A 12962-nucleotide genomic window follows, 5' to 3' on the forward strand; every position below is an offset into this window, starting at 1 on the left:
TGAATTCCGTATTTTGTAACCTCAACAGATTACTTGAAACAAAAGTAAAGTGATTTAAACAAAAAAACGCGGTAAATCCCCGCTTACGGAGAATTGCTCACGTTTCCAATCCATTACAATATATACATACCGCACAAAAAAACTCTATTCCTTGTTTCGTTACGTTTGTTTGTTACTACAAGTTTTGCATACTCCGTGTAACTCCATACGATGTCCATGCACTTCGAAGCCTGTTTCCAACGCAGCATGACGTTCCACATCAGCCAAATAGGGATAACTGAAATCTTCAATTTTTCCGCATTTTTCGCAAATGATGTGATAGTGCTCCGAAATATTGGCATCATAACGACTGGCGTTATCTCCATAGGTCAACTCATGTACCATACCCGCTTCTATAAACATCTTTAAGTTATTATAAACCGTAGCCACACTCATACTTGGAAACTTGGACTCAAGCGCTCGATATATTTCATCTGCAGTCGGATGCCCCATGGTTTCCATCAAATAGTTTAATATGGCATGACGCTGGGGTGTTATGCGTACACCTGTCTTCTTTAGAAGTTCCAAAGCATGCTGGACGCGTGCTGCCATATATGTCCACCGCCTTATCCCTTACTTACGATCCTATCAATTACCACGCATCTATTTACAACTTACTTCTAAACCTACTCACATTGTACGGTCTACTCAAGTTTCTTGTCAACGCGCCGTATTGTCGCCGGATGCTCCTATAGAGGTATCTGTCTCGGGCGCTCTAGGTTCAGCCGGAGAGATTTCAGATGTATCGGGCGCAGTCGTACCCCCGGAATCTTCCAAGTCGGGTAACGACGGCATCAGTAACTTTTTAATGGTTAAATTACTGTTGCCCTCCACGTTGATCGCATACTTGCCTGTCCCGTTTTGGCCTGAAATACTTTTACTGTCTATTTTAAATGGAAAATCGGATTGAAGATTACCATAACTGCTTGAACCCTCTAACTGAAAATCTCCATTCGACGGAAGATCCAATACGATATCACCGACAGCACTGTATATTTTCCAATCTCCGCTCACCTGTTCGCTATGCACTTTGATAGAGCCATTAAGCGAATTAGCATTCAGCTTGGCTGTAGAATTCAACACATTCATGTCCCCATTCTGAGTATCAACAGTGATATCTCCTTCCGAACGAGCAAGCTGAATGTCACCTACCATGGTATGTAGTGTGACAGCTCCCTCAATATCGCCTGCCTGCATGTCGCCTCGGTTCGTGCGCACATCCACATCTCCAGAAATCCGATGCAATTTAACCTGACCGTTCAGCGTGCCTCCCTTGACATTGCCGATAGCGTCATTAACGATGAGATTTCCATTACCGCTCTCGAGTCTAATGCTGTCAATAGCATCAACTCCATTCAAGGTAATATTCCCGTTGGAGGTTCTAATCTGCATATTGAACCGTCGGTCCTCAGGCACGGTGATCAGCATGTTCACACGGGGCTGACGTTTGCTTGATGCTCCGTATGACTGTGCCTCCGGACGAATCTGGATAGTCTTGCCGTCGGTAGAAGTCAGTGAAGAAGCTTGAGCAATCTTGTCCGCTTCGGCAGCAGGCGCTTGATCCACCCATAGAGTCCCTCGTACCTCTATATTGGACACAGGTCGTCTGATCAGTGTTACATCACCATTAACCGAATCAACTATTAAATCGGACGTCTGCATAGTTACAGGTACCAGCACACCACCCATATCATACCGATTCTCTTTAGCCTGGCTAAAATCCATAGAGGCTGACGTCAGATTGAGACTGACCCGATTCCACAGATACATATAATGATTTTGCTGGGTCACGATAAAAACCGAGGCTGCCACTACCAAAGCGGACAGAATCCCCTTTAGGTCAGGTCTGAATCGCCTTCCATTGTCAGACTTGCCTTCTTTCCGAAAGTACACAGCAAAAAAAATTAGATACTCCAGTCCCCAAAGCACGAAGATTACGGGCCACCAAACGAGGAGTTGAAGCATATATTCAGTATTTTGAAACACATCTACAATAAGCAAAATGCCTACAGCCATCAACAGAAGCGAAGAGGTGTAGCGCCCGACTCTTATTTTACGGTGCACGCCAGCTTCACCCTCTTTCTTTCAACTTTTTACGCTTAAAGGTCAGAAAGGCTTCCCTTAGAAAAAGGAATAAACCGATCATCATTAATAAAATAGCCAGCGTAAGGAATCCATAATCCTCAAAGAAATTGCTCAACCAGCGAGGTTTCATGCGAAACAAAATCATAAGCCCACCGCCTGCCACCATCAGCACAGCAAAAGCAAAGCCTCTCTCCCACGCATAAAAAGGACTACTTTGCTGGCCTCTAGCATCCATTCGTACATAACGATCAGGCTTACGTCGATAGCGAACCATATAATCTGCAGACTGTAAGACATCATATACATTATAAAAATATAAAACAGGTATGAACAATCCAAGCAAAATAAGTAATGGAATGTTGATCCTTAAGCCGTCAGAGGAAACATACAGCATCGCAAAAATATCTAGCAGGAGCAATACAATAAAACTAAGCCCCCTGATAAACAGTCCTAAAAAAAGATGTCCCAGTCCGGGTAACAATGCCGCCATGATAATGGCAATCACTTTGCGAAATTTAGCGTATTTTAGACGCTTCCCCTGTCTGGGTTGTTCCAGCTGTTCCGATGCTTGTAGCTGTCCAGCCTCTCCAGACGGTAACGGTTGTTCCGAGTTCATGCCATCCTCCCCTTTGAATCCCATACGTGGTTCCGCTGAAAAACATTTCAATGCTTACATAGTACCCCAATCAGATTTAAGAGTAACTGTTAAAAAAAGGTACCCTATTACTCAACAGAGACTGCAGCTATATCTTCCCATTGTCGTAAATCTGCTGCAATACGTACAGGATTAAAATCATGACGGGCCAGCACCTCTAGGGAAACCTCCATACTCTGCCGATCTGGATGTAATTCGTGAAATGGGACATTTTCATGTTCTTTAATCATTATTTTACGTATTTCCACTTTTTCTTGCTCTAAATAAGTCGAAATCTGATCCAGCAATCCGTGAGAGGCCAATCCGTACAATGTAATAAGATGGCGCTTGCGTCCACGCATATACCGAAGTTCAACTTTGTTAAACACCCATAAATTTAAAAATACGAGCACTGTCGCCGCTATAGATGGGAAATAAAACCCTGCTCCAACCCCAAGGCCAATAGCAGCCACGACCCAAATGGAAGCCGCAGTCGTTAGTCCGGTAATGGATTTACCTGTGAACATAATCGTTCCTGCACCCAAAAAGCCTACGCCAGTGATCACAGCGGTAGCCAAACGAGCGGGATCTATGCGTACATTAGCTTCTTTAATAAAATCGGCAAAGCCGTAAATGGAGAGTAGCATAATCAGCGTCGAACCAAGGCTGACCATAATATGAGTCCTCAAACCAGCTGCGTGATTGGAACGCTCGCGTTCAAACCCAATGAATCCACCGAGAAGCATGGACAGTAAAAGCCGTAAAATGATATGTGAATCGTCTATAATCCACGGATTATTCATTCGAGTCTCTCCTCCCGGTTATGTCGTGCTTCCCACTCCGGGTGCGCGGTTTGTGGGCTTATGTGCATTTTTAATGTCAATTTGATACCTCAATGCTATTCCACCTTATGCAGATGGTAGGTAGTTAATTCCACGCCTGGAGCGACCTCAGCCGCAGATACGGGACGAAAGCCATGTTTTCGATATAACGCCACCGCAGGAGTATTTAGAGTTCCTGTAGAGACGATAAACAACGGGATATTTTGATATTCATTCAAAACATGCTTCATTAAAGAATCTGCAATGCCTTTACGAAAATGATCTGGGTGAACCATCATACGTGTAAGGGTAAGCGAATCGGGCGATTCGGACTGCACAGCCAGTGCTCCTAGCAATTCACCGTCCTCCAGCCACCCATAAAAAGACTCTCCACAGCTTCTCAGCGTATCCAATGTATCCATCAGTGGAGGAATTTCATCAAACCCAATCAGCTCAGCTTCCAGCCTATAGGCAACATGCTGTAGACGCCATATCTGACTGACGATATCATCATCTTCCAATGAACATAGGGTAACCATGCTGTTTTCCCTCCTAAGGAAACTCATAAAATGCCATCAGGTTCTAAAGCTTGTTCGCGCCAACCATTCTTAGCGGCTATGCAAAAGGGGCCTGTCCCTAAAAGACAAGCCCCTGTCAAATCTATGCCATTAGCGGTTCAGCACTTCCGTCAGCAACTTATTAGCAAGGCCAGGGTTTGCCTTCCCCTTGCTCTCCTTCATCACTTGACCGACTAGGAAGCCGATGGCCTTTTGCTTGCCAGCTTTGTAATCCTCGACCGATTGCGGGTTAGCTGCTACAACTTGTTCGACAATTGTAAGAATCGCACCCTCATCACTGATTTGTACAAGCCCTTTTTCTTCGACAATTTGCTGTGGCAGTTTATCACTTTCCAGCATTTCCTTGAAGACCGTTTTAGCGATTTTGCTATTGATCGTTCCCTTCTCCAGCAGTCCGATCATTTCACCCAAGCCCCGACCGGTCAATTTAACCTGCGACAGTTCAACACCGGCACTGTTCAAATAACCGAGTAGATCCCCCATAATCCAGTTGGATACTGCTTTGGCATCCTTGGTGAATTGAAGGCTATCCTCGAACAAATCGGCCAATGGCTTGGAGGACGTAATCACCTGGGCATCATACTCAGGTAATCCATATTCGGAAGTGTAGCGTGCTTTACGCTGGTCAGGCAATTCAGGAATCGAAGCACGGATGCGCTCTTTCCATTCCTCGTCTATATGAAGAGTAACGAGATCCGGGTCTGGGAAATAACGATAGTCATGGGCCTGTTCTTTACCACGCATGGATAAAGTTTTACCTTGTGCTTCATCCCAACGACGTGTCTCCTGTACAATTGTTCCGCCTTCGTCCAGCGTCTGCTCCTGCCTGAACTGCTCATATTCCAGTCCGCGCTGTACGCCACGGAAGGAGTTCATGTTTTTCAGTTCCGCTTTAGTTCCTAGCTCTTTTTGTCCATGCGGACGAAGACTGATATTCGCGTCGCAGCGAAGTGATCCTTCCTCCATCTTCACATCGGATACGTCACAATACTGCATAATGGCACGTATTTTTTCGAGATAGGCCTTGGCTTCTTCCGGCGAAGATATTTCCGGTTCCGAAACGATCTCGACCAATGGTGTGCCGACCCGATTAAAATCGACCAAAGATGCGTAGCCACCATCAACATGTGTTAATTTCCCTGCGTCCTCTTCCAGATGCAGTCGAGTAATACCGATACGCTTTGTCTCACCATTCACTTCAATATCAATCCAGCCATTTTCGCCAATGGGTTGATCGTATTGTGAGATTTGGTAGGCCTTAGGTGAATCGGGGTAAAAATAGTTCTTGCGGTCAAACTTGCTCACATCAGCAATGGTGCAATTCAGCGCCATTGCTGCTTTCATCGCATAATCAACGGCCTGACGGTTCAATACCGGCAATACCCCTGGGTGACCGAGACAGACCGGACATGTATGAGAGTTGGGTGGTGCTCCGAAGGATGTCGAGCATCCACAGAATATTTTAGACTTCGTATGCAATTCCACGTGCACTTCAAGTCCGATGACCGTCTCATACTTGGATGTAGTTGTAGACATGAATAGGTTCCCTCCTTTTTGGCAAATTACAGCTGCGGACGCTGCTTGTGAAATTCGGTATTTTGTTCAAAAGCATGAGCTACGCGTAGCACGGAAGACTCGTCAAAGGCTTTTCCGATGATTTGTAGTCCGACTGGCATTCCATCCGCTAGACCACACGGAATGCTAATGGCTGGCACACCAGCCAAGCTCACCGGAATCGTCAAAATATCGTTCAAATACATTGTTAATGGATCGTCCACTTGCGAGCCGATTTTGAAAGCAGTTGTCGGTGCAGTAGGTCCGATAATCACATCATATTGTTCAAATACACGATCAAAATCCTGTTTAATCAGTGTGCGCACTTTTTGAGCTTTCAAATAATAAGCATCGTAGTACCCAGAGCTGAGCGCATAGGTACCTAGCATAATCCGACGCTTCACCTCAGGACCAAAACCCTGCGTACGGGACTGATGGTATAGATCAAGCAGGTTGTCTGGATTGTCAGAACGTACACCATAGCGCACGCCGTCAAAACGTGCCAGATTGGATGACGCTTCGGATGAAGCCAGCAGGTAGTATGTCGCAACCGCATATTCCGTGTGTGGAAGAGATACCTCTTCCCATACAGCGCCCAATCCTTCCAGCGTTTTCAGTGCATCCAGCACCTTCTCCTTGACCTGAGGATCGACGCCCTCACCAAGATACTCTTTAGGCACAGCGATACGTAGTCCTTTTACATCCCCGGTTAAAGCGTTCAAATAATCAGGAATGTCTACCTTTGCAGAAGTGGAGTCCTTCTGGTCATAACCTGCAATGGCTTGTAGGACATAGGCCGAATCCTGAACATTTTTAGTAATGGGTCCAATTTGGTCTAAAGAGGAGGCAAAAGCCACCAGTCCAAAGCGGGATACTAGACCATAGGTTGGTTTCAGGCCAACTACTCCGCAGTAAGAAGCGGGCTGGCGAATGGAACCCCCTGTATCCGAGCCGAGCGTGAAATAAGCCTCACCCGCTGCAACAGCCGCAGCCGAGCCGCCACTGGAACCACCGGGAACACGTTCTAAATCCCAAGGGTTACGTGCAGGGAAAAAGCTGGAGTTCTCGTTAGAGCCGCCCATGGCGAATTCGTCCATGTTCATTTTACCGAGTGTCACGGTTTGCGCTGCGCGTAACTTGCTAACAACTGTGGCATCGTAAACGGGATCAAAATTTTTCAAAAACTGACTGCCACATGTTGTACGCAGCCCTTCTGTCACAATATTATCCTTAATGCCAACTGGCAGGCCAAACAACAACCCTCTTTCCTCCCCGGAAATCAGTTGATCATCCAGCTGACGTGCGGATGCACGGGCCTGTTCCTCGTCAACGGTAATATAAGCTCTGATCTTGTCTTCCCGCGCACCAATTGTCTCCAGAGCGTGTCCTACCAGATCACTCACGGAAATTTCCTTTTGATGCAGCTTGTTATGTATCTCGGGCAATGTGTTATTGAACAAGCTCAATTTGCATCCTCCTTTCAAATATGAGATCTATTCCAGAACAGCAGGAACCTTAAACTGTCCGTCTTCTTCTTCAGGTGCATTGCGCATCACTTGCTCATGTGTCAAACTTTCGCGAACTTCGTCGTCTCGCATGACATTGCTGACGTGCAGCACATGAGTGGTCGGCTTTACCTGCTCCGTATCCAGCTCATTCAGCTTCTCCGCATAATGGAGAATGGCGTTTAATTGTCCTGTCATCGTTTCTTCCTCAGCCGCGGTCAGATTCAACCTGGACAGCTTGGCTACGTGACGGACATCTTCCGTGGAAATGTTCATACAAAACCCTCCTCATGTATATGAGGATTTTGCAAAAAATCCAATAAGCGACTGAAATCGAATTTTGCAAAATCCTGATATTAAAAAATGCTGCACCGAACTTTGAAATAACGTTTTTAATTATAGGATAGAACCCTTTACAATTCAATCTTTGACGCGGTACAGAAGCAAACTGCACTTCGATGAGGTAAATGTTGCTAAAAGAATATAAAAAAAGCACCTTTCGGTGCTCTTTCGTGAAAACTATAGGAGCTGAGATTGTGCCCTTTATATATTCTTAAAAAGAATCGACCGTAGCCGACTTCTATATCCAAGCACGCAAATTGACTTGTCTGATAAAATCAGCCTGTGACAACAACTCCGCCGCGGTTTCTTCTTCCTCAGTCTCTACCGAATCAATACCACCGTTCATCACATGCATGAACAGTTGCTCATTATGGGTAGCAAGGGCGTAATCTATCAGCGCTTCACGCTCAATCCGCTCGGCTTCCAGCTTGAGAATACTCTCTTCCAGCTCGATGTCTCCGGATGGTACAAAAAAATTGCGGTTCACCTTCGGTACGCGAATGACATAGTCAAAAGCATTGTCCGCATTACGGTCGTAAGCAATGATATAACCATGTTCGCCCACAGGAAGATTCTGCTCAAAAGCATCCGCGACGATCATAATTCTAGCTCCTAAATGATGCATCGTTAGCCCCCCCGTTTGTCTGAACTTATCTGCTAAGTCTACTAAAAAAAAAGTAGCTTGTCTATATCATCTATGTATCTTCATAATCGACCGTCTCCACGTCCCAACCTGTGTTCATTCAGCCTCACATGCCAGTTTTGTGTAGGGATTCCGCCCCGTCGTTTCACCTTTTTCCAAGTTATGATCTTCGGCTCGGAATCTGCCACAGAATCTTCAATATCTATTATATTGGGAACCCGGAAACTACCTCCAATCTCACGTTGTACCCCATATATATGTTTTCTTTTCATTCTTGCTCCCCCTTGTGATCTGACGGCCTCATGCCTCTTTATCCTCTTAATGGGCAAAAAAAAGAACGCAAACCGGGATTCATCCACAGCTTGCGTGCTTCGCGAGTTTAGTATGTAACTTCAATAAATTTATGTTAACAAAAATAAAAACCTTTGTCTATACATAATTTATAATTTGTTGTCGAAATGGGGCAAAACCTGTCACACCTTTGATTTTGCCCCTACTGAACATTCATCACATTTACCGGATATACGGATTGTTAGCTTTCTCATAACCGATGGACGTTTTGGGACCGTGACCGGAATAGACTGTAACGTCATCTCCGAGTGGAAACAATTTGTTCTGAATAGAATCGTATAGATCCCGTTCGCGGCCGCCCGCCAGATCCGTGCGTCCAACGCCCTGACGAAATAGCACATCCCCGGAAAAAAGATCTTTGCCGCATAAAAAGCTGACACTTCCGGGTGAATGGCCCGGTGTATGGAAAACCCGGAACGTGTGACCGATCAGGTTCAATTGTTGACCTTCTGCCAAGTCATATTCGGCTGGTTCCGTCGAGATCGGAGGGGATGCCTCTGGCCACATCAAGGAGCCATTCAGCTTAGGAGATGTAAGCCAGTCTTGCTCCAAGGCGTGCAGATAAACCGGGCAGTCTTTGGCATTGCGAATCTCCTCTACTCCTCCGATATGGTCAAAATGGGCATGCGTCAGCAGGATAGCTTCAATCGTCAGTGGCTCAATGGCTCTCAGCAAAGGACCCGGATTCATCCCTGGATCAATAATAACAGCGCGCTTCGGATCATCTCCTTGAAGCAAATAAGCATTCGTCTGGAGCGGGCCGAGATTAAAACTGCGAATAGATAATGTCATAAGTTAAAATCCCGAGATCAGCTCGCGTAATTCCTGAACAATTACAGGATGGACCTCGGTTCCCTCCCCATATTTTCCAGCCATTTCTTTACGAGCAACTGCGATTTTTTCTTGATAATCATCGGCTTCCCGATCTGGATTTTCACGTTTGAATGCGATCATAATTTGTTGAACATGTGCAGGGCGTGGTCCCCAGTGGCCAAGTACATGACCTCCCGTATCCGCAAAAATCACAATCGGCACAGCACGTCCGCCCATTGTCAGGAAGTCGTCCATCAGCGCCTGATGATTTTCCAGAATCAATACTTCGGTTGGAATCCCGCTATTCTCCAACGCGCGGAACACAACTGGCACATTGCGTACTACATCCCCACACCAGTCGGCAGCCAATATAAGCACACGCAGATCATCACGATGGTTCAGGCTTTCAAAAAACTCCCGATCCTCTTCGCTGCTCCACACAAACTGATCGTATCCAGAGCGGAAGGCTTCTTTGTTCTTTTCCATGCCCTCCATAAATTGTTCAGGACTCAAGCCCTTTCCGAAATATTGCGATACGTTAGTACGGCTCATGTTATACACTTCCTTTTTTGTTTTTGGCTACAATCCATTTGATAACAAAATAAATGATCAAGAGCGCAAGAGCAACGAGCAAAATCGGTTTGATGTAAGGTGCTGCCACTTCGTCAATTTGTTCCCACTTGTCTCCCAACAGCATACCTAAATATATAAACAAAACAGACCAAGGTATAATCGCCAGCGTTGTCAAAATAATAAAGCGCCATACGTTCATTCGAGCCAACCCGGCAGGGATTGAGATCGCGTGACGAACAACAGGGATAAAGCGAGCTGTAAAAATGACCCCTGTGCCATATTTATTGAACCAGGCTTCAGCGTGGTCAACATGACTTTTTTTGATGAGTATGTATTTCCCATACTTATCTAAAACGGGTCTGCCGCCATAGCGTCCAATCCAGTAAATGAACAACTGGGCCAGCACCCCGCCAATCGTTCCAAACACGACTGCGCCAAAAAAATTAATATGACCCGAGGACACTAAAAAACCGCCATAAGCGAGGACTATTTCACTTGGAATGACCTCCACCATCAAGCCTAGCATAATACCAAAATACCCAAGACTACGAATGATCTCAAACAAATAATTAATGATACTAGATATTTGGTCCATCTCTCTTCCCACTCCCTGCCTGTTTCTCTATTTTCATTTAGTGTATCACAGCGGCAGAACAAGTCGCCACTTCGTCCAAAAAGGGAAGTCAGTGACCCCGGATCCTCTGCCCGCATAAGTTGTGAGAGAGAGGAGGGGGTACAATATGCCTCCCGGCAAATTCCCCAAACATGACAATTCACAATCCCGATTACCCACGGCTCGTGGTATCCGCCGCGCATGTACCAAAGAGTTGTATCGAACCTGCAAACGTCTGCCTGTTCACATTGCTCCTGATCTGGTCAAGCAGGGCGAAGAACTATACTGCCGCAAGGTCGTCGGACACCTTATCTGGATTGCGGAAAACCATAGTAATCGCAAACTACTGTGCGACTGGTGGGATGAAGATGTCAGCGAGGAGCTCGCGGCATTGTGGAAGGTGGATCGCGATGTCTTGTGCACCGCTTTTAGAAATGCCTATGGCGGATAGATGTTTGTGTACTGCAATCATGAACTGTGAACTACAAAAAAGTGGAGCCACCCCGCAGTGGCTCCACTTTTACTATATTCCTAGCTATGTGTCTGCTTTTTCCCCGCTCCTTCGGGAAGCAAGTCCGCACAAGCGCGTTCCAAATAAGGATCAGCATGAATAAAATCCCGAAATGCTGTGTATTCACGCCACAGAACGGATTGTTCTCCCGCTTGCCCTTTGACGGCACGAATCAGAATATTTTTAGGTGTATGCTCCATGTCGATAAATTCCAATAGCTGTGTCCGATATCCCATCATATCCAGCAGTTTGGCCCGGATTCCATCCGTTGCCAGTGCAGAAAAACGCTCCTTTAAAATGCCGTGGGAAAGCAACGGCTCCAATACCGGATTTTCCAGTTGGTTAAACAGCTCATGCTGGCAACACGGAACCGACAAAATGACGGAAGCACCCCAGCGAACAGCCTTTTCCAGCGCCGCATCTGTTGCAGTATCACAAGCGTGCAAGGTAACAACCATATCCACCTGTTCCAGTTCGTTATAGTCTGCGATATCACCGACCAGAAACTCCAACTGTCGATATTGCAGCTTTTGAGCCAGAACATTACAGGCTTCAATGACATCTGCCTTCAAGTCCAAACCAACGATCTGCAATGGTCGCTTTTGCTGTACAGCCAAATAGTGATACAACGCAAAGGTCAAATACGATTTGCCACAGCCAAAATCCACAATCGTCAATGGGCGGCCTACCGGAAGGCTAGGTAATACATCCTGCACCATTTCGAGAAACCGGTTAATTTGACGAAACTTATCATACTTGCGGGCCAGTACCTTACCATCCTCATTCATAATCCCCAGCTCAATCAGGAAAGGAATTCGTTCCCCTTCTTCGAGCACATATTGCTTTTTGCGATTATGAGACAGGTCCGCTTTACTTTTGCTCGGTGACTTTGTCAGAATGGATACTTTATATTTTTTACTGATCAGCACTTGGTAGTCTGCATCCTTGGCGCATAAAAGTCCTTGGCGGAACGTGTCCTCAAACAAGGCAGTCATACGCTCGTTAGCTTCGTCAGGGGTCAGATTTTCATGAATGACTTTGTTGCTGTAATGAAAAGCAAACTGGTAATGCAGTTTGTTTTTCAATTCTACAGGTTTAATTTGTACTTTAGTAAAAGAAGCATCCTCCCGTTTGCGAAGCTGACTCAGCGTCGCTGTTATGAGGGATCCTCCCGTGGTCAATTGGTATATAAGTTCGCGCAGTGAATCCAAAAGGTACATCTCACTTTCTTTCATGTAATTGGGTGATCTCGGTCAAACCCTCGGTGACTTCCTGGCGTGAAATTCCACCCAGCTCCAGCTCTGCATTGGTCTTATCCAGTAATTGACTATAAAACGTCTCCGCTTCCGCTAGCAGCTCTGGCTGCTCCCATGCCAATCCAAACCAGACATCGGCGGCTTCGTCCAACCTGTTTTCTCGCTCGTAATGAACAGCCAGCAGCTTGCTGGTTTCAGGGGGGAGCTCATATTCGCGCACCAGCTTTACGATACACGCTATTCGTTCAGGCAGGACCTGCAGATCACGAGTCGCGCCATTCGTATCGCTGTACAAATATAAATGAAGAGATTTCATCAAGATTCGTATACCTTCGTCTGTTCTGCTGGTTTCCAGGTAAATCGCGGCTTCTTCCTCCAAAATGCGAGCCACCTGCTGAAGCTTATCCGCTTCAATTCCAGGGCCCAATCGGAAAAGCTCAATAATTTGTTCCGGCGGCAATCGTCTGAGCAGATCTGAACGAAGACGAAACTGCTTGTTGAGCAGGTCATCTAGCTGTTTCAGCGCTTCGATGTGTTTATTTTCGCGCCTAAGACCGAGCACCGATGCTACTGCGGATGTCAATTCTTCCATCATACTGAGCAAATAGTCTTTTCTAAGCAAGCCGTTTCCTTCCTTTCATCCC

General features: G+C 46.0%; 16 protein-coding genes. 1 reads left to right on the forward strand and 15 read right to left on the reverse strand.

Annotated features, from left to right (window positions below; genetic code table 11):
- Positions 1–159: 159 nt before the first annotated feature.
- The 13 genes from MKY75_RS20550 to MKY75_RS20610 all read right to left on the reverse strand — a co-directional run bounded on the left by MKY75_RS20550 (position 160) and on the right by MKY75_RS20610 (position 10533).
- Positions 160–591, reverse strand: a complete 432-nt coding sequence (locus MKY75_RS20550; protein WP_029517193.1) for a Fur family transcriptional regulator — start codon at positions 589–591, stop codon at positions 160–162.
- Between the two features lie 108 nt (positions 592–699).
- Positions 700–2103 carry a DUF4097 family beta strand repeat-containing protein gene (locus tag MKY75_RS20555; RefSeq protein WP_029517192.1) on the reverse strand — a complete coding sequence of 468 codons (1404 nt, stop codon included), beginning with the start codon at positions 2101–2103 and terminating at the stop codon, positions 700–702.
- 7 nt (positions 2104–2110) lie between these two features.
- Positions 2111–2764, reverse strand: a complete 654-nt coding sequence (locus MKY75_RS20560) for a hypothetical protein (protein WP_029517191.1) — start codon at positions 2762–2764, stop codon at positions 2111–2113.
- Between the two features lie 83 nt (positions 2765–2847).
- The gene (locus MKY75_RS20565) at positions 2848–3561 is read right to left on the reverse strand and encodes an MgtC/SapB family protein (protein WP_029517190.1); all 714 of its coding nucleotides are present in this window, start codon (positions 3559–3561) and stop codon (positions 2848–2850) included.
- Between the two features lie 95 nt (positions 3562–3656).
- A complete protein-coding gene (locus MKY75_RS20570) occupies positions 3657–4118 on the reverse strand; it encodes a GNAT family N-acetyltransferase (protein WP_029517189.1) in 462 nt (153 codons plus the stop codon).
- Positions 4119–4247: 129 nt separating this feature from the next.
- A complete protein-coding gene (gene gatB / locus MKY75_RS20575; protein WP_013311908.1) occupies positions 4248–5693 on the reverse strand; it encodes an Asp-tRNA(Asn)/Glu-tRNA(Gln) amidotransferase subunit GatB in 1446 nt (481 codons plus the stop codon).
- Positions 5694–5719: 26 nt separating this feature from the next.
- Positions 5720–7177: an Asp-tRNA(Asn)/Glu-tRNA(Gln) amidotransferase subunit GatA gene (gatA, locus tag MKY75_RS20580; protein ID WP_023990257.1), complete on the reverse strand. Its 1458-nt coding sequence runs from the start codon at positions 7175–7177 to the stop codon at positions 5720–5722.
- 27 nt (positions 7178–7204) lie between these two features.
- Positions 7205–7492 carry an Asp-tRNA(Asn)/Glu-tRNA(Gln) amidotransferase subunit GatC gene (gatC, locus tag MKY75_RS20585; protein WP_013311910.1) on the reverse strand — a complete coding sequence of 96 codons (288 nt, stop codon included), beginning with the start codon at positions 7490–7492 and terminating at the stop codon, positions 7205–7207.
- A 304-nt stretch (positions 7493–7796) separates the two neighbouring features.
- On the reverse strand, positions 7797–8183 hold the full coding sequence (locus tag MKY75_RS20590) for a hypothetical protein (RefSeq protein ID WP_025675434.1): 387 nt from the start codon (positions 8181–8183) through the stop codon (positions 7797–7799).
- An 80-nt stretch (positions 8184–8263) separates the two neighbouring features.
- A complete protein-coding gene (locus tag MKY75_RS20595; RefSeq protein WP_069012007.1) occupies positions 8264–8473 on the reverse strand; it encodes a hypothetical protein in 210 nt (69 codons plus the stop codon).
- A gap of 241 nt (positions 8474–8714) precedes the next feature.
- Complete coding sequence (locus MKY75_RS20600; RefSeq protein WP_069012005.1) at positions 8715–9344, reverse strand: MBL fold metallo-hydrolase; 630 nt, start codon at positions 9342–9344, stop codon at positions 8715–8717.
- Between the two features lie 3 nt (positions 9345–9347).
- A complete protein-coding gene (locus MKY75_RS20605; protein WP_029517186.1) occupies positions 9348–9917 on the reverse strand; it encodes a thioredoxin family protein in 570 nt (189 codons plus the stop codon).
- Position 9918: 1 nt separating this feature from the next.
- The gene (locus MKY75_RS20610) at positions 9919–10533 is read right to left on the reverse strand and encodes a DedA family protein (RefSeq protein ID WP_029517185.1); all 615 of its coding nucleotides are present in this window, start codon (positions 10531–10533) and stop codon (positions 9919–9921) included.
- 145 nt (positions 10534–10678) lie between these two features.
- On the opposite strand from MKY75_RS20610, the gene MKY75_RS20615 reads away from it, so the two are divergent.
- Complete coding sequence (locus tag MKY75_RS20615) at positions 10679–11002, forward strand: hypothetical protein (protein WP_029517184.1); 324 nt, start codon at positions 10679–10681, stop codon at positions 11000–11002.
- An 80-nt stretch (positions 11003–11082) separates the two neighbouring features.
- Here the strand turns inward: MKY75_RS20615 and MKY75_RS20620 are convergent, their stop codons facing one another.
- Both MKY75_RS20620 and MKY75_RS20625 read right to left on the reverse strand, forming a co-directional pair.
- A complete protein-coding gene (locus tag MKY75_RS20620) occupies positions 11083–12297 on the reverse strand; it encodes a class I SAM-dependent methyltransferase (protein ID WP_029517183.1) in 1215 nt (404 codons plus the stop codon).
- Entirely contained in the window at positions 12284–12940 is a 657-nt protein-coding gene (locus tag MKY75_RS20625; protein WP_069012001.1) for a DUF6483 family protein, read from the reverse strand. The genes MKY75_RS20620 and MKY75_RS20625 overlap by 14 nt, the downstream gene beginning before the upstream one ends.
- Positions 12941–12962 lie beyond the last annotated feature (22 nt).

It is taken from the genome of Paenibacillus sp. FSL L8-0663 (assembly GCF_038008125.1).
In the GTDB taxonomy this organism is placed as follows: Bacteria; Bacillota; Bacilli; order Paenibacillales; family Paenibacillaceae; genus Paenibacillus; species Paenibacillus polymyxa_D.

Excerpts from the sequence above, each read along its gene's own strand:
- MKY75_RS20550 (WP_029517193.1), bottom strand. The coding sequence starts at position 591 with ATGGCAGCACGCGTCCAGCATGCTTTGGAACTTCTAAAGAAGACAGGT.
- MKY75_RS20560 (WP_029517191.1), bottom strand. The coding sequence starts at position 2,764 with ATGGGATTCAAAGGGGAGGATGGCATGAACTCGGAACAACCGTTACCG.
- MKY75_RS20565 (WP_029517190.1), bottom strand. The coding sequence starts at position 3,561 with ATGAATAATCCGTGGATTATAGACGATTCACATATCATTTTACGGCTT.
- MKY75_RS20570 (WP_029517189.1), bottom strand. The coding sequence starts at position 4,118 with ATGGTTACCCTATGTTCATTGGAAGATGATGATATCGTCAGTCAGATA.
- gatB (WP_013311908.1), bottom strand. The coding sequence starts at position 5,693 with ATGTCTACAACTACATCCAAGTATGAGACGGTCATCGGACTTGAAGTG.
- gatC (WP_013311910.1), bottom strand. The coding sequence starts at position 7,492 with ATGAACATTTCCACGGAAGATGTCCGTCACGTAGCCAAGCTGTCCAGG.
- MKY75_RS20590 (WP_025675434.1), bottom strand. The coding sequence starts at position 8,183 with ATGCATCATTTAGGAGCTAGAATTATGATCGTCGCGGATGCTTTTGAG.
- MKY75_RS20595 (WP_069012007.1), bottom strand. The coding sequence starts at position 8,473 with ATGAAAAGAAAACATATATATGGGGTACAACGTGAGATTGGAGGTAGT.
- MKY75_RS20600 (WP_069012005.1), bottom strand. The coding sequence starts at position 9,344 with ATGACATTATCTATTCGCAGTTTTAATCTCGGCCCGCTCCAGACGAAT.
- MKY75_RS20605 (WP_029517186.1), bottom strand. The coding sequence starts at position 9,917 with ATGAGCCGTACTAACGTATCGCAATATTTCGGAAAGGGCTTGAGTCCT.
- MKY75_RS20610 (WP_029517185.1), bottom strand. The coding sequence starts at position 10,533 with ATGGACCAAATATCTAGTATCATTAATTATTTGTTTGAGATCATTCGT.
- MKY75_RS20615 (WP_029517184.1), top strand. The coding sequence starts at position 10,679 with ATGCCTCCCGGCAAATTCCCCAAACATGACAATTCACAATCCCGATTA.
- MKY75_RS20620 (WP_029517183.1), bottom strand. The coding sequence starts at position 12,297 with ATGAAAGAAAGTGAGATGTACCTTTTGGATTCACTGCGCGAACTTATA.